Here is a 14,180-nt window from a genome sequence, read left to right as displayed (position 1 = left end):
CTTCATTGGGTTTAAAAGGACTTTGTTATGCGTGGGGTTTTTCTTGATGCGTTGACGATGAAGTTGGGCGAACTGGATACGTCCGCGCTGGAAAGTTCGCTGGATCAGTGGGCGTTTTTTGAAACGACTTCGCCGGAACAGACAGCAGAGCGTATCGCTGAAGCGGATGTGGTGATTACCAATAAGGTGGTGCTCGATCGGGGTTTGATTGAGGGCGCCACCAATCTGAAGCTGATTTGTGTGTGTGCTACCGGCACCAATAATATTGATCTGGATGCGGCAGCCGCTCGAAATATCCCGGTAAAAAATGTAGCCGGTTATACCGGTACTTCTCTCGCGCAGCACACTCTCGCGCTGATTCTCGCCCTGGCCACCCGCTGGCACCAATACAACGATGATGTGCGCGATGGCCACTGGAGCCAGTCGCCGATTTTCTGTCGCCTGGACTACCCGGTGATGGAACTGGAGGGAAAGTCTCTGGGAATCATCGGTTACGGCGATCTGGGTAAGAAAGTCGCGCGGCTGGGTGAGGCGCTGGGGATGCGTGTTCTGGTGGCGGATTCGTTTACCGGTGAAGCCAAGCCTGGCCGTGTGCCACTGGATCAGTTGCTGGCGGAATCTGATGTTGTCAGTTTGCACTGCCCGCTGACGGAGCAGACGGATCAACTGGTAAATAGTGAGTTTCTTGCAGCCATGAAGAACTCGGCGTTTCTTATCAATACTGCCCGCGGCGGGCTGGTGGATGAAGACGCTCTGGTGCAGGCACTTATTGGTGGTGAGATTGCCGGTGCTGCGCTGGATGTTTTGAGTGTGGAACCACCGCCCGCGGATCATCCGTTACTTGCTGATGACATTCCCAACCTTATTATCACGCCGCACAATGCCTGGATCAGCCGCGAGAGCCGCCAGCGCTTGCTCGACGGTGTGGTCAGTAACATCACCGACACATTCGCAACCTGACCGACCTTAAGGCCAATCCGATATTTAGCCCGCGCTGCTCATACCAATTCTTTCCAAAGCGCGGTTAATCCTTCGTAGTCACTCTTCTCCGTCTTATCCTTCGCGCTCACCTTGATTGCTATCGGAGGGTAATACCATGGCAACTGCAAAAGCCCCGAATTCAGGCGCCGCCACAGGCAGTACGCGTGACAAGCTGCACCAGGCGTACAACCTCGCCGGTGAAGCGGCACACGATACTGCGTCGCAGGTAAAAATGCGTGCACGAGAAACTGCCGACACCGTCAAGGCGCGTACCCGCGACGGTATGGAGAAAGGAAAACAGCGCGCGCAGGACGTGGCTGAGAAGGCGGAAAATTCCATCAAAGCCCATCCTCTGGTCAGCGTGGGTTGCGCGTTTGCGGCGGGCTGGTTGATCGCAAAGATTCTGAAATAAGGTTTTTGCTGCGCTAAATGCTCGGAAAAATACCCGGTGATGCTGCCGGGTGTTTCCTGTTGCACACAGACATTGGGGACAACTTCATGGCGGACCCTCAGGATTCGGAACAGCCGAACCGGCAGGCATCAGAACCGGTTTACGCGCGGGAGCACGCGGAACATTCTTCTCGGTCAGGTTCTGCTGAGGCGGAAAGCCTGTCACAGGAATTCAATGCACTGCGAGAGCGGGCAGAAGCAACCATGACCCTCGCCTCGGCCTGGGCTGAGAACTTTACCAGCCTGGTCCAGCTCGAATTCAAACGCACCCTGCAAGCCGGCACACGTATTGTCGTGATGCTGCTGATTCTTTTCTTTCTCGCGATATCCCTGATCGTCAGCCTGTGTGCCGGGCTTGGCCTGATGGGCTACTACTATTTCCAATCCATATACCTGGGTTTCGGCATCTTCATGGTGTCCCAGTTTGTTGTTGTTGGCGGACTGCTGCTGGCAATGAATCGCTTGAAGAACTTCCTGGGATTTGACGAATCCCGCAGGCAGGCAAAAGAGGCTCTGGACGATGTCACTGCGCTCTTTAAACAAGCAGATTGAACAGCGCCGGCAGGCGATGGTAAAGCAACGTCGCTGCGCGCTAACCCTGATGCAACAGCAGCAGGCCCATGCTCTAGTCCAGGCCCAGCGTGTTCCGCTACCGCTCGCGATGCTGGGCGCCTTCGCCGGTGGCTTCGCTATCCAGCGATTGTTTAATCGCCCCGCAACCCACACCCTGGTGAACTGGTACCTGACTCTGCGAGCGTTTTAACACCTGTCGCGCCGGTGTTTTCAGCGGGGCAGGCGCTGCTCGGCCCCGGCATTGATTATACGCTCGGCAACTTCCACCAGCTTCAGGTTCATTTCCATCGCTCTCTGTTGCATGGTGCGATAGGCGTCGTCTTCGCTCATGCGCAGACTTTTGATCAGAAGCCCTTTCGCCCGCTCTACCAGCTTGCGCTCTGCAAGTGTCTTGCGGGTTTCTTCCAGCTCGGTACTTACTCGCTGAATATGCGCCACCTGGGACCTGATCAGATCGTAAAGGGAGTGCGCCAAAGGCTGGCCGTGCAAGGTGCCGATACCGCTGGCCGCTACGCTGCCATACAAGCCGGGAACTTCGGGGTCGAATAGCACTGCCAGTGCCGGTAGGTTATTCCAGTCTGCAGATTTCATCTGTTGTAACTGCGTATAGTGATGGCCGAGCTCAGACTGCGCATCGGATACCCGCTGGCGGCTCACCCGCAGCAGGCGCGCGGCCATGGCATCCTCCAGTCGATGCATCGCATCAATACGTGCCGTTGCCAACTGATACCAGACCTCGCTGATTTCCGAGGCAATCGGCTCGCCATTTTTGAGCCCGGCGATCACCAGCCGCAGCCGCTGTAAATCCCGCGATTCCTGACTGTCTTCAATCGATTTCCAGCGCGCGGTCTCGTTCTCGCCAGCATATTCAGCAAACACGTCCAGGCTGCGTCGCTGGCAATCCTGCAGCTGCTGCAGGCGCTCATGCAAGCTTGCATCAAAGTGGCTGCTGGCAAAGCCAATAGCGCCCCAGGCCCGCTCCTGGCCGGAAAACTCCTTGGCCTGCATAAAGTTAAACAGTGCGACCAGCAGGCGGGTCACTTCCGGGTCGTCGGCAACGTCCGCAGCTTCGAATACCACGCTCAGCAACCCGGCAATCAGCCGGCAGTAGGCATCGGTAGATTCCAGAGCACTCACCTCAAACGCATCGATGTGCCGACGTAGCTCCGCCAGCTCATCCAGCCCGTGCAGGGAGTATGCAATGCTGTTTAACAGGCGCATGTCGGCAGCGCCATCGCAGCGACCACCGTGTAAGTATCGATTGTGCAACAATGCGCGAAACTGGCCTTCACTGAGCTGGCAATTCTGGATTTGTGCGTTGCGCTGCTCTTCAAACCGAAAACCCGCCGACACCAGATAAATATTGCAGATGCCACGCTCCCGCTGCAGTTGATGCACCAGGTCCGATACCGTAGTTACCAGTTCGCAACTGCCGGCCAGGCGATCCAACGTCTGAATTTCCGCGCGCTTGGCAGCGAGCAGAAATTTTTCAGCATCTTCACTGTGGTTCTGCATGGTGGTGTCTCCGCACGCGACTCCTTGCATCTGAGCAATCCAGTCAATGAATACGGCTTATCCCAGCAATTTGCATTCCACAACAGGCGGAGTTCACGCTATCGCGGCCGGAAAACTACCTGACCCGCCTTCCGCCATTGCACCAGTTTCGCCCCTTTTGGCGCCGCCGCACCAACCCAGTGCAAGAAGAAATCAGTCTGCAACGATAGAACAAGATTCACATCACATTTTTTTACCTGCTTGAGCGAATGCACGCAGGGAGCAACGACCAAAAGCCCAGCAAAAACTTTGGCATCGAGTTTGCTTTAGATTATGAGCGCAAGCTCGTGCAATGCAGCGCGACCGGGCTCAGCCCAACCAATCTGAACACTCTGGATAAAGGCGTCCACCACTTTCCGACTTATGTCTGTCTGTGTGGGCGCCTTTTTTTGTGCCCGAAAATCCGCGCTCCGGTTCTGCAATCGATCACGGGTGGCAACAGAAGTGGCAAGGCCTCCAGCACTAAATAAAGGAAACGACTATGGCTTATCTCGCTCCTACAGAATTTGTGACCAAAATGGTCGACGCGGGGGAATCAAAAATTTTCATGTCCACCCGCGACACGCTGGTACGGGCGTATATGGCGGGTGCCATTCTCGCACTGGCTGCGGTATTCGCGGTGACGGTCGGCACTATGACTGGTTCCCATCTGATCGGCTCCATCCTGTTCCCGGTAGGCTTCTGTATGCTCTACCTGATGGGCTTTGACCTGTTGACCGGTGTATTTGTCTTGGCGCCACTGGCGTGGCTGGATCGCCGCCCGGGTGTGACCTGGGGCGGGATCTTGCGCAACTGGGGCCTGGTATTTGTGGGCAACTTTGCCGGCGCCCTCACCGTCGCGGCAATGATGGCGTTTGTGTTTACCATGGGCTTTAACACCGAGCCGGGCGCTGTCGGCGCCAAACTGTCGTCCATCGGCGAAGCGCGCACCCTGGGCTACGCGGAATACGGCGCGGCGGGTTGGTTTACCATTTTTATCCGCGGCATGCTGTGTAATTGGATGGTTTCCATGGGCGTTGTCGGCGCGATGATTTCCACCAACGTGAGCGGCAAGGTCATCGCCATGTGGATGCCGATCATGTTGTTCTTCTTTATGGCGTTCGAGCACTCGGTGGTAAACATGTTCCTGTTCCCCACCGCGATCATGATGGGTGGTGACTTCTCGGTGATGGATTACCTGATCTGGAACGAAATCCCCACCGCGCTGGGCAACCTGGTAGGCGGCCTCGCCTTTACCGGCCTCACCCTCTACAGCACCCACTACAAAACGGCACCCAAGCGTCAGTTGAAAGCGGAAAACGGCACTGCCGGCAAAGAAGCACTGGCCTGATCGCAATACAGCCCCGCACTCCGCGGGGCTATTTTTTTATGGCTATTTCTATGACCAGTTCTATGCCGAGTTCTATACCCAGCTCTATACCCAGCTCTATACCCAGTTCTATACCCAGTTCTATCAGTGGTTCTCTCCTATTGGCAGCGGGTCAGCACACGAGCGCCGGCCTCAAACCGGAAAACCAGGACAGTTGCGGCGCCTTTTTGCCGGCGGAACCGCAGCTAGCCATCAAGGGCGCCGCCTTTGCCATCGCCGATGGCATCAGCTCCAGTACGGTCAGTGCGGTGGCCAGTGAAACGGCGGTGAAAAGTTTCCTCGACGATTACTACTGCACGTCCGATGGCTGGAGTGTACAGAACGCTGCCGAACAGGTAATCAAGGCCACCAACGCCTGGCTGTTTGAGCAGACCCGCCAGAGCCCCTACCGCTTCGATAAAGACAAGGGGTATGTGTGTACCTTCAGCGCCGCCATTTTCAGAGGTAGCGAGGTGCACCTGTTTCACCTCGGCGACTCCCGTATCTACCGCCTGCGCGGTGACTCTCTGGAGCAACTCACCCACGACCACCGTCTGTGGCAAGGGGAGCACCACAGCTACTTGAGTCGCGCGCTGGGCGCGGACGCGCAAACGGAAATTGATTACCGCCGGCTTTCCCTGCAGGCCGGCGATCTGTTTATTCTGAGTACCGATGGGGTGCACGATTCCCTGTCGCAACGCACGCTGATCGAACACCTGCAACAGAAAGGCGCGTGTCTCGATCGCACAGCAAAAACCCTGGTGGCCGCGGCACTGGCTAACGGCAGTAGCGACAATCTTACGGTGCAACTGGTGCGGGTGGACAAACTCCCCCACACAACCCCGGCACTGATTGATCAGGCCGGTAAATTACCATTGCCCCCGATTCTCAAATCCGGCGACAGCTTCGACGGCTTTACCATCGAGCGGGATATACATGCGAGCCACCGCAGCCATGTCTATCTGGCTACCGACCAGGCTAGCGGCAATCGGATAATCCTCAAGGCGCCCTCCGTCGACCAGAGTGAAGATCCCGCACATCTGGAGCGGCTTTTAATGGAGGAATGGCTGGCGCGACGGGTGGACAGCGCCCACGTGGTGCGAGCAGCGGCAACCCATCGCCCGCGCAATTATCTCTACACCACGCTGGAAGTGGTGGAGGGGCAGACATTGCGCCAGTGGATGACCGACAACCCCGCGCCGAGTCTTGAAACCGTACGCGGCATCGTCGAGCAAATCGCGCGCGGACTGCAGGCCCTGCACCGCGCTGAAATACTGCACCAGGATCTGCGCCCGGAAAATATCATGATCAGCGATGCGGGTACCGTTACGCTGATTGATCTGGGCTCGGCGAAAGTGGCGGGGATTGCGGAAACCGCGCAGGAAAATGGCCAGTTGATCCTGGGCACCGCGCTGTACAGCGCACCGGAATATTTTCTCGGCGACGGCGGCACGCCGCGCTCGGATCTTTTTTCTCTGGCGGTTCTCACCTACCACCTTCTATCCGGCGAGTTTCCCTACGGCGCACAGGTCGCGCGCAGTAATACGGTAGCGGCGCAACACAAGTTGCGCTTTCGCAGTGTATTGAGTGAGTCCCGTGCCATTCCCGCATGGATTGACGCCACCCTGAGAAAAGCGCTGCAGCCCAATCCATTGCGCCGCCACGAGGCGCTGTCGGAATTTATTTATGAGTTGCGCCACCCCAATCCGGATTACGTTATCAGTACTCGGCCGCCACTGATGGAGCGCTATCCGGTGCGTTTCTGGCAGTCGGTGAGCGGTGTTCTGCTGCTTGTTGTTTTTTACCTATTGAGCCTGATTTCCCAGGCAACCTGACTATCAAATCGACCCAACCATCGCAAATGGAGAGCAAACATGATCAGCAACCGCCAGCAGGTTACCAACCTCATTTTAGTGGCCAAGGTACAGAAAGATTTGAAATGGGCGCAGGTGGCGGATGCCATCGGCCAATCGAAGGAGTGGACCACCGCGGCCTGTCTTGGCCAGATGACGTTTACCAAACAACAGGCGGCCGTAGTGGGCGAACTATTTGACCTCAGCGACGAGGCGGTAGCCTGGCTGCAGATTGCCCCTTACAAGGGCTCCCTGCCCACGGCGGTGCCGACAGACCCACTGATTTACCGCCTGTACGAGCTGGTGAGTGTGTACGGCACCACCATCAAGGAGCTAATCCACGAGGAGTTCGGCGATGGCATCATGAGTGCCATCGACTTTTCCATGGATATCCAGCGGGAGGAAGACCCAAAGGGCGACCGGGTGAATATGGTGATGTCCGGCAAGTTTCTGCCCTACAAGACTTACTGATTTACTCTGCCTGAATCACTACGCTGGCGGGAACAGTCCCGCCAGCGTAATCCCGGTGCAACCTTCTGCTGCCAGACTCGTTACAATAGCGATTCCGATCCCATTCTTTGCGAGCCCAAGCGACCTGCGCCATGAGTTTGAGCACACTTTCCTCCCATTCCCTTTCCGATAGCGACGTTGTTGCGGAATTGCCGTTAGCGAGTGCGGAGGCGGCGGAGCAGCTGGCGGCGTTTATTCGTCGCCATCCGCGTTTGACGGTGCTGACCGGTGCCGGGGTGAGTACGGATTCGGGTATTCCCGACTATCGCGACCGCAACGGCCAGTGGAAGCGCAAGCCGCCGGTGGACCATCGCGAATTTATGAAGTGTGCGGCGACGAGACAGCGTTACTGGGGGCGGGCGTTGATCGGCTGGCCGGTAATCCGCAATTCGGCGCCGAACCCGGCGCATTTTCATCTGGCGGAGCTGGAGCGTCGCGGGCATATCAATCTGTTGATTACCCAGAATGTGGATCGACTGCACCAGCGCGCTGGCAGCGAGCGGGTGATGGATTTGCACGGGCGGGCGGATGAGATTCGCTGTATGGGTTGTGACTACCGGGCTATGCGACAACTGGTGCACGATCGGAGTTACGCGCTTAACCCGACCTTCCGCCATTACACGGCTGAAACGGCGCCGGATGGGGATGCGGATCTGGAGGTGGATTTTTCCGGTTTTCAGGTGGCGGATTGTCCGGACTGTGCGGGGATTCTGAAGCCGGATGTGGTGTTCTTTGGGGATAATGTGCCGCGGGAACGGGTGCAGTTGGCGATGGATACGTTGCGGGAGAGCGACGCTCTGCTGGTGGTGGGTTCTTCGTTGATGGTGTATTCGGGGTTTCGTTTCTGTCGTTATGCGAAGGAATGGGGCAAGCCGATGGCGGCGCTGAATCTGGGGAAGACCCGGGCCGATGATTTGATTGATCTGAAATTGAATGCGGGGATTGGGGAAACACTGCAGCGTACACTGGAATTACTTTCGTAATTATCTCAAACCCTAGCAAGCTTCGTTAGGCCGCTGCGTGGCGGCCGAGCACAGGGTGGAGCATTTCGAAATCGCTGTAGATACATCCCTGTACGCTCCGGCGGTGCCATCCATGGCACCGACGGTTTCGAAATGCTCCACCCTGCACTCGCCCTTCAATTCGAAATTTCACAATTTACCGGCCATTAGTCGGTTTTCTTATCTCCAATTTTATCTTGCGTACGCAATTCAAAGTCACTGGCATCGTGCCGCTCGTGCAACTGTTCTTCCGGCTCGCCCCAGGTACGGTTGACCATACTTCCGCGTTTTACCGCCGGCCGCTCACCGATCTCATCCACCCAGCGGTTTACGTTTTTGTAGGTGTGGGCTTCGAGAAATTCCGCAGCATCGTAGGCTTTGTTTTTTACCACCGCGCCGTACCAGGGCCAGATGGCCATGTCGGCGATGGTGTATTCCTTACCGGCGATAAATTCGTGCTCGGCCAATTGGCGGTCGAGGACGTCGAGCTGGCGTTTGACTTCCATGGTGTAGCGGTTGATGGGGTATTCGTATTTTTCCGGGGCGTAGGCATAGAAGTGACCGAAGCCGCCGCCGAGGAAGGGGGCGGCGCCCATTTGCCAGAAGAGCCAGTTGAGGGTTTCGGTGCGCTGCTCGGGGGTATGCGGGAGGAAGGCGCCGAATTTTTCTGCGAGGTACAGCAGTATGGAGCCGGATTCGAATACTCGAATGGGCGGGGTGGTGCTGTGGTCGACGAGGGCGGGGATTTTGGAGTTGGGGTTGATGTCGACGAAGCCGCTGCTGAACTGGTCGCCTTCGGTGATGCGGATCAGGTGGGCGTCGTACTCGGCGCCTTCATGGCCCAGCGCCAGCAGCTCTTCGAGCATGATGGTGGCCTTGACGCCGTTGGGTGTGGCGAGGGAGTAGAGCTGCATGGGGTGTTTGCCCACGGGCAGATCTTTGTCGTGGGTGGCGCCGGCGATGGGGCGGTTGATGTTGGCGAACTGGCCGCCGCTTTCGGAATCCCATTTCCACACGGCAGGTGGGGTGTAGCTTGCGTCCGACATGAAGGCTCCTTTATCGCATTGTATTTGATGCGTAAGAGTAAGCCTGTGGCGGTTAATTTCAAACGTCTGGCAGGTTTTCGATTACCGCCTGATAGCTGTCGCAGTTTTCCAATACCTGAATAACCTGCGGCAGCGGTTCTGCGTAGTTCTCGGGCAGGTCGCGTTCGCCCTCTCCGGTCGGGGTGTAGGCGAGTCGTTCCTGGGGTGGAATAAATTCGGCGATGATGCCCGCGTCGGGATTATTGCCGCGGGCGTCGATACGGAACCAGCCGTAGCGTTCCAGGTAAAGACTGTTGAAGCCATGCAGGCAGTAGCGGCCACGGGCTTGGTCCAACAACAGGCGTTGATAGCTGAATCCGGCGGGGATGTCGTTGGCACGCAATAGTGCCGCCAGCAAGTGGCTCTTGGCAAAGCAGAAGCCAGTGCCGGCGATCAGCACTTCGGAAGCTTTGCAGGTGACCGGATTCAGGGCGAAGTCGCCGCTGTGGCGAATTTCATCGCGCACAAATTCAAAAGTATTGCGGGCGGTGCCAAATTTGGCTCCGGAACGGCATTTGAGGTCGGCGGCAGCGTCGAGGATATCCGGGTGCTGCCAGTCGATGATTGGGGTCGCTTGTAGGTACGCTTGCATGCTCGGGTCGTTATTTTTAAAGGCGAGTCAGAGGTCCAGCCTCATATAAACGCTATTGGGGTCATCTGTATATGCGGCGAAGGGAGGACACTCTGTGAACCCGTGGCGCCGGTACAGCCGCCGGGCGGGCAGGAAGAAGGCCATGGAACCGGTTTCCAGGCTGAGGCGGGTGTAGCCCCTGGCGCGCGATTCATCAATTATATGCGCCAACATTGCGCTGCCAACCCCTTGGCCCCGCGCGGAGGCGCCGGTGCGCATGGATTTGATCTCACCGTGACCCGGCGCAAGCTCTTTGAGTGCGCCACATCCAAGTAGCTGGTCACCATCACACAGGGTCCAGAAGGTGATGCCCGGCTGGCGCAAGCCGTCGAGATCCAGGGCGTGCACACTCTCCGGAGGCGATGTGGCGCGCATATCATCAATATGATCCTGCAGAAAGGCCGCTATGGCGGCACCGGAGAGATCGTCGATCGCTATTCTCATTTGTAGTACTTCGTCATGGTTGCGGCTTTGGCGGAAGCCCGAACTCTGGTGCGCTTGATTTCCCCTGGGCGGAAGGGGCAGCAGAGATGTGGCAATAGAGGTGCGACAATAGAGGTGTGGCAAGTTGAACGCCCCTACCCTCTCGCCCATAATACCGCCCCCTGATCAGGCAACACAGACTCGTGCACTGGCCTGCAGCGCACAACCAATAGCCTGCAAACATTGCGCCAGCACAGCAAATTCGACGCCAGCCGGGCGGACAAGCCACCGCTGACGAAGCGGGCACGCTCCCGTCCTGCACATCATTTCTGCGCGAACCTGTTGCATTAACCGCGGCCCGGCGCAGTGGGCAGAATGGAATCTCTATGACCGAATTTACCGTCATTCTTCTCAGCACCATCCTGGTGAACAACTACGTGCTGGTGCAGTTCCTCGGCCTGTGCCCATTTATGGGGGTTTCCAACAAGCTGGAGACCGCCATCGGTATGGCCGGCGCCACCACCTTTGTGCTGACCCTGGCGGCCATCTGCTCCTACCTGGTGAATACCTACTTACTCGAACCCTTCGGTATGGAGTACCTGCGCACCATCTCCTTCATTCTGGTGATCGCGGTGGTGGTGCAGTTTGCGCGCATGTTTATCGAGAAGACCAGCCCGCTGCTGCACCGGGTGCTCGGGGTCTTCCTGCCTCTTATTACTACCAACTGCGCGGTGCTGGGTGTGGCCCTGCAGAACACCCTCAAGGCGAACAACTTTATCCAGTCCACCCTGTACGGCTTTGGCGCGGCGGTGGGCTTTTCCCTGGTACTGATCCTGTTCTCCGCCATGCGCGAGCGCCTCGCTGTGGCCGATGTGCCCAAACCTTTCAAGGGCGCGGCCATTGGCATGATGACTGCGGGCCTGATGTCCCTGGCCTTTATGGGCTTCAGCGGGTTGGTATAAGAGGAGGAGCGACGATGGAATGGTTGTCTGAAGTATCCACGCCCCTGCTGATTCTCGGCGGTATGGCCCTCGTGTTCGGCGCCCTGCTGGGCTTTGCCGCGGTGCGCTTTAAGGTCGAGGGTGATCCGATTGTGGATCAGATCGACTCCCTGCTGCCACAGACCCAGTGCGGCCAGTGCGGCCACCCCGGTTGCCGCCCCTACGCCGAGGCCATCGCCAACGGCGAGGCCATCAACAAATGCCCGCCCGGCGGCCAGGCCACCATCAACGAACTTGCCAACCTGCTGGATGTGGAAGCCACACCACTGGATGCGGAGCACGGGGTGGAAGACGTCAAAAAGGTGGCGTTTATCCGCGAGGCGGAATGCATCGGCTGCACCAAGTGCATCCAGGCCTGCCCGGTGGATGCCATTGTCGGCGCCGCCAAGCAGATGCACACTGTGATCGTGGACGAGTGCACCGGCTGCGACCTGTGCGTGGAGCCCTGCCCGGTGGACTGTATCGATATGGTGCCGCTGGAAACCAGCCTGCAACAGTGGCACCCGAATAAACCCAAAGACGGAATTCAATTGATCGCCAGTGACCGCCCCGATCTGCACACCGATGACCGGAGTGCCGCATGAGCCAGGTAGACGAACGACAGAGCGCCAGCGAGCGCCGCGCGGCCCGCGAGGCCCATCTGATTGCCAGCGAAAAGGCCCGGGATCTGTCCCGGGAGCTGAAGATCAACGACTTCCACGGCGGTATCCACCCGCCGGAGAACAAGCACCAGTCTACCGGCGAGCCCATCGGCACCATTCCCCTGGCGGAAGACCTGATCGTACCGCTGAACCAGCATATCGGCGGCACCGCCATTCCCCTGGTGAAGCTCGGTGACCTGGTACTGAAGGGCCAGAAAATCGCCGAGGCCGACGGCCCGGTGAGCTGCCCGGTACACGCGCCCTCTTCCGGCAAAGTGGTCGCCATCGAACCTTTCTCCGTGCCCCACCCCTCCGGCATGGTGGCGGACTGTATCCAGATCCGCACCGACGGCCGCGACGAGTGGTGTGCACTCACTCCGCTGGAAGACTACGCAAACCGCGATATCGACGAGGTGCTGGAGCAGATCCGCGACTGCGGTATCTCCGGAATGGGCGGAGCCGGCTTCCCCACCGCGGTAAAGCTGAACCCCCGCGGCGGCGCCGAGATAGACACCCTGATCATCAATGGTACCGAGTGCGAACCCTATATCACCGCCGACGATATGCTGATGCGCGAGCGCGCGGACGAGATCATCGGCGGTGTCGAAATACTTGCTCACCTGCTGGACCAGCCGGAGCGGGTGCTGATCGGCATCGAGGACAACAAACCGGAAGCCATAAAGGCCATGAAGCAGGCCGCCGAGGGCACCCGCTTCCATGTGGTGGTCTTCCCCACCAAATACCCCTCCGGTGGCGAAAAACAGCTGATCGAAATTCTCACCGGGCGCGAAGTCCCCAACGAAGGACTGCCGGCCAATGTGGGCATTGTGTGCCAGAACGTGGGCACCGCGCGCGCCGTGTTCCGCGCGGTCACCCTGGGCGAGCCGCTGATCAGCCGCGTCACCACCGTGGTGGGCGAATCCCTCGAGCGCCAGCGCAATATCGAAGTGCCGCTGGGCACCCCCATCCGCCATATCCTGGAAAGCCACGGTCTCGACCGCAAGCAATTGCAGCGGATCGTGATTGGCGGGCCGATGATGGGTTACACCATCGAGGACGAAAACGCGCCGGTGGTGAAAACCACCAACTGCATCCTCGCCCCCACCAATAAAGAGCTGCCGCCTCCGCCGCCGGCCCAGGCCTGTATCCGCTGCGGCTTGTGCGCCGAGGCCTGCCCGGCGAGCCTGCTGCCGCAGCAACTGTACTGGTACGCGCGCGCGGAAGACCGCGAGAAGCTGCAGGCTTACAACCTGTTCGACTGCATCGAGTGCGGCGCCTGCTCCTATGTGTGCCCGTCCAGCATTCCCCTGGTGCAGTACTACCGCGCCGCCAAGGGCGATATTCGCGAGGCACGGCTGGAAAAAGAAAAGGCGGACCGCGCCCGCGAGCGCTTCGAATACCGCAAGCTGCGACTGGAAAAGGCAGAGCAGGAAAAAGAAGCCAAGCGCCTGGCCCGCAAGAAAGCCGCCGAAGAGGCGCGCAAGCAGCGCGAGCAGAACGCCGATACTCCGGAAGCCAAGGCCGCCAAGGAAGAGTCCGACGTGGTGGCCGCGGCCCTCGCCCGGGTGAAAGCCAAGCAGGCCACCCCGGAACAGCAACTGGCCCGCGCCCAACGCACCCTCACCAGTGCCGAGCACCGGGTGGAGCGGATGCAGAGCAAACTGAACGAGGCCGAAGAGGCGCAGAAGCCGCAGTTGGAAGCCCAGCTGAAAACCGCCGAGCTGAAGCTGAAGGAAGCGCGGGAAAAGCTGGCGGACGCGGAAAAGTTGGCCGCATCAGCACAGGCGCAAGAAACGCCCAGCGCTGAAAAACCGGAGCCGACCCTTACCCAGGACAAGCTGACCGTAGCGGGGGCGTCTTCGTCTGCCGCGGGCGCAGCCATCGAAAAGGCCAAGGCCGCCGCGGCTGCCCGAGCCAGCATGAGCCCGCAAGAGAAACTCGCCACGGAAATCGACGCGCTGAAAAAACGTGTCGAGAAAGCCGAGGCGCGCCTGAGCAAGGCGAGAGAAGAAGACGACCCGAACACCGGCGCTTTCGAGACCGCACTGGAAAAAATGCAGGGCAAGCTGCAGGAAAAACTGGCGCAACAGCAAGATCAAAACCAAGGCCAGAACGGGAGCGGAGAGTAA

15 protein-coding genes are annotated in these 14,180 nt (G+C 58.6%); 11 read left to right on the top strand and 4 right to left on the bottom strand.

What is annotated here, in order from left to right:
- The first annotated feature begins 27 nt into the window (after positions 1-27).
- The 4 genes from ACYX4K_RS01630 (at position 28) to ACYX4K_RS01615 (ending at position 2,194) form a co-directional block, all read left to right on the top strand.
- The gene (locus ACYX4K_RS01630) at positions 28-960 is read left to right on the top strand and encodes a D-2-hydroxyacid dehydrogenase (protein WP_475093832.1); all 933 of its coding nucleotides are present in this window, start codon (positions 28-30) and stop codon (positions 958-960) included.
- A gap of 136 nt (positions 961-1,096) precedes the next feature.
- A complete protein-coding gene (locus ACYX4K_RS01625) occupies positions 1,097-1,393 on the top strand; it encodes an ElaB/YgaM/YqjD family protein (protein WP_475093833.1) in 297 nt (98 codons plus the stop codon).
- 86 nt (positions 1,394-1,479) lie between these two features.
- Complete coding sequence (locus tag ACYX4K_RS01620) at positions 1,480-1,983, top strand: hypothetical protein (protein ID WP_475093834.1); 504 nt, start codon at positions 1,480-1,482, stop codon at positions 1,981-1,983.
- On the top strand, positions 1,952-2,194 hold the full coding sequence (locus ACYX4K_RS01615) for a hypothetical protein (RefSeq protein WP_475093835.1): 243 nt from the start codon (positions 1,952-1,954) through the stop codon (positions 2,192-2,194). Before ACYX4K_RS01620 ends, ACYX4K_RS01615 begins: the two co-directional genes overlap by 32 nt.
- Positions 2,195-2,214: 20 nt before the next feature.
- On the opposite strand, the gene ACYX4K_RS01610 is transcribed toward ACYX4K_RS01615, so the two are convergent.
- The gene (locus ACYX4K_RS01610) at positions 2,215-3,519 is read right to left on the bottom strand and encodes a nitrate- and nitrite sensing domain-containing protein (RefSeq protein ID WP_475119378.1); all 1,305 of its coding nucleotides are present in this window, start codon (positions 3,517-3,519) and stop codon (positions 2,215-2,217) included.
- 520 nt (positions 3,520-4,039) lie between these two features.
- On the opposite strand from ACYX4K_RS01610, the gene ACYX4K_RS01605 reads away from it, so the two are divergent.
- The 4 genes from ACYX4K_RS01605 to ACYX4K_RS01590 all read left to right on the top strand — a co-directional run bounded on the left by ACYX4K_RS01605 (position 4,040) and on the right by ACYX4K_RS01590 (position 8,252).
- A complete protein-coding gene (locus ACYX4K_RS01605; RefSeq protein ID WP_475093837.1) occupies positions 4,040-4,888 on the top strand; it encodes a formate/nitrite transporter family protein in 849 nt (282 codons plus the stop codon).
- 140 nt (positions 4,889-5,028) lie between these two features.
- Positions 5,029-6,741 carry a bifunctional protein-serine/threonine kinase/phosphatase gene (locus ACYX4K_RS01600; protein ID WP_475093838.1) on the top strand — a complete coding sequence of 571 codons (1,713 nt, stop codon included), beginning with the start codon at positions 5,029-5,031 and terminating at the stop codon, positions 6,739-6,741.
- Between the two features lie 39 nt (positions 6,742-6,780).
- A complete protein-coding gene (gene cynS / locus ACYX4K_RS01595) occupies positions 6,781-7,230 on the top strand; it encodes a cyanase (protein WP_475093839.1) in 450 nt (149 codons plus the stop codon).
- Positions 7,231-7,361: 131 nt separating this feature from the next.
- Positions 7,362-8,252 (top strand): NAD-dependent protein deacetylase, encoded by an 891-nt coding sequence (locus ACYX4K_RS01590; RefSeq protein WP_475093840.1) that lies wholly within the window; start codon positions 7,362-7,364, stop codon positions 8,250-8,252.
- Positions 8,253-8,437: 185 nt separating this feature from the next.
- Here the strand turns inward: ACYX4K_RS01590 and yghU are convergent, their stop codons facing one another.
- Genes yghU through ACYX4K_RS01575 form a run of 3 tightly spaced genes read right to left on the bottom strand, consistent with a single transcriptional unit; the run spans position 8,438 to position 10,430 of the window.
- The gene (yghU, locus tag ACYX4K_RS01585) at positions 8,438-9,316 is read right to left on the bottom strand and encodes a glutathione-dependent disulfide-bond oxidoreductase (protein ID WP_475093841.1); all 879 of its coding nucleotides are present in this window, start codon (positions 9,314-9,316) and stop codon (positions 8,438-8,440) included.
- 58 nt (positions 9,317-9,374) lie between these two features.
- The gene (locus ACYX4K_RS01580) at positions 9,375-9,947 is read right to left on the bottom strand and encodes a transglutaminase-like domain-containing protein (RefSeq protein ID WP_475093842.1); all 573 of its coding nucleotides are present in this window, start codon (positions 9,945-9,947) and stop codon (positions 9,375-9,377) included.
- Positions 9,948-9,974: 27 nt separating this feature from the next.
- On the bottom strand, positions 9,975-10,430 hold the full coding sequence (locus ACYX4K_RS01575; RefSeq protein WP_475093843.1) for a GNAT family N-acetyltransferase: 456 nt from the start codon (positions 10,428-10,430) through the stop codon (positions 9,975-9,977).
- 365 nt (positions 10,431-10,795) lie between these two features.
- On the opposite strand from ACYX4K_RS01575, the gene rsxA reads away from it, so the two are divergent.
- From rsxA to rsxC, 3 genes are read left to right on the top strand one after another with little or no spacing between them, the layout of a single operon-like run.
- Positions 10,796-11,371, top strand: a complete 576-nt coding sequence (gene rsxA / locus ACYX4K_RS01570; protein ID WP_226704869.1) for an electron transport complex subunit RsxA — start codon at positions 10,796-10,798, stop codon at positions 11,369-11,371.
- A 14-nt stretch (positions 11,372-11,385) separates the two neighbouring features.
- Positions 11,386-11,994, top strand: coding sequence for an electron transport complex subunit RsxB (gene rsxB / locus ACYX4K_RS01565; RefSeq protein ID WP_475093844.1), 609 nt, complete (start codon positions 11,386-11,388; stop codon positions 11,992-11,994).
- Positions 11,991-14,180, top strand: coding sequence for an electron transport complex subunit RsxC (rsxC, locus tag ACYX4K_RS01560; RefSeq protein ID WP_475093845.1), 2,190 nt, complete (start codon positions 11,991-11,993; stop codon positions 14,178-14,180). The genes rsxB and rsxC overlap by 4 nt, the downstream gene beginning before the upstream one ends.

The sequence above is a fragment of the Microbulbifer sp. ABF4_107 genome (assembly GCF_056312215.1).
Note: the sequence above shows the minus strand (reverse complement) of the source record. Positions and strands in the feature narration are given on the sequence as shown.

Excerpts from the sequence above, each read along its gene's own strand:
- rsxA (WP_226704869.1), top strand. The coding sequence starts at position 10,796 with ATGACCGAATTTACCGTCATTCTTCTCAGCACCATCCTGGTGAACAAC.
- yghU (WP_475093841.1), bottom strand. The coding sequence starts at position 9,316 with ATGTCGGACGCAAGCTACACCCCACCTGCCGTGTGGAAATGGGATTCC.
- ACYX4K_RS01620 (WP_475093834.1), top strand. The coding sequence starts at position 1,480 with ATGGCGGACCCTCAGGATTCGGAACAGCCGAACCGGCAGGCATCAGAA.
- ACYX4K_RS01615 (WP_475093835.1), top strand. The coding sequence starts at position 1,952 with ATGTCACTGCGCTCTTTAAACAAGCAGATTGAACAGCGCCGGCAGGCG.
- rsxC (WP_475093845.1), top strand. The coding sequence starts at position 11,991 with ATGAGCCAGGTAGACGAACGACAGAGCGCCAGCGAGCGCCGCGCGGCC.
- ACYX4K_RS01625 (WP_475093833.1), top strand. The coding sequence starts at position 1,097 with ATGGCAACTGCAAAAGCCCCGAATTCAGGCGCCGCCACAGGCAGTACG.
- ACYX4K_RS01605 (WP_475093837.1), top strand. The coding sequence starts at position 4,040 with ATGGCTTATCTCGCTCCTACAGAATTTGTGACCAAAATGGTCGACGCG.
- cynS (WP_475093839.1), top strand. The coding sequence starts at position 6,781 with ATGATCAGCAACCGCCAGCAGGTTACCAACCTCATTTTAGTGGCCAAG.
- rsxB (WP_475093844.1), top strand. The coding sequence starts at position 11,386 with ATGGAATGGTTGTCTGAAGTATCCACGCCCCTGCTGATTCTCGGCGGT.
- ACYX4K_RS01575 (WP_475093843.1), bottom strand. The coding sequence starts at position 10,430 with ATGAGAATAGCGATCGACGATCTCTCCGGTGCCGCCATAGCGGCCTTT.
- ACYX4K_RS01590 (WP_475093840.1), top strand. The coding sequence starts at position 7,362 with ATGAGTTTGAGCACACTTTCCTCCCATTCCCTTTCCGATAGCGACGTT.
- ACYX4K_RS01630 (WP_475093832.1), top strand. The coding sequence starts at position 28 with ATGCGTGGGGTTTTTCTTGATGCGTTGACGATGAAGTTGGGCGAACTG.
- ACYX4K_RS01580 (WP_475093842.1), bottom strand. The coding sequence starts at position 9,947 with ATGCAAGCGTACCTACAAGCGACCCCAATCATCGACTGGCAGCACCCG.
- ACYX4K_RS01610 (WP_475119378.1), bottom strand. The coding sequence starts at position 3,519 with ATGCAGAACCACAGTGAAGATGCTGAAAAATTTCTGCTCGCTGCCAAG.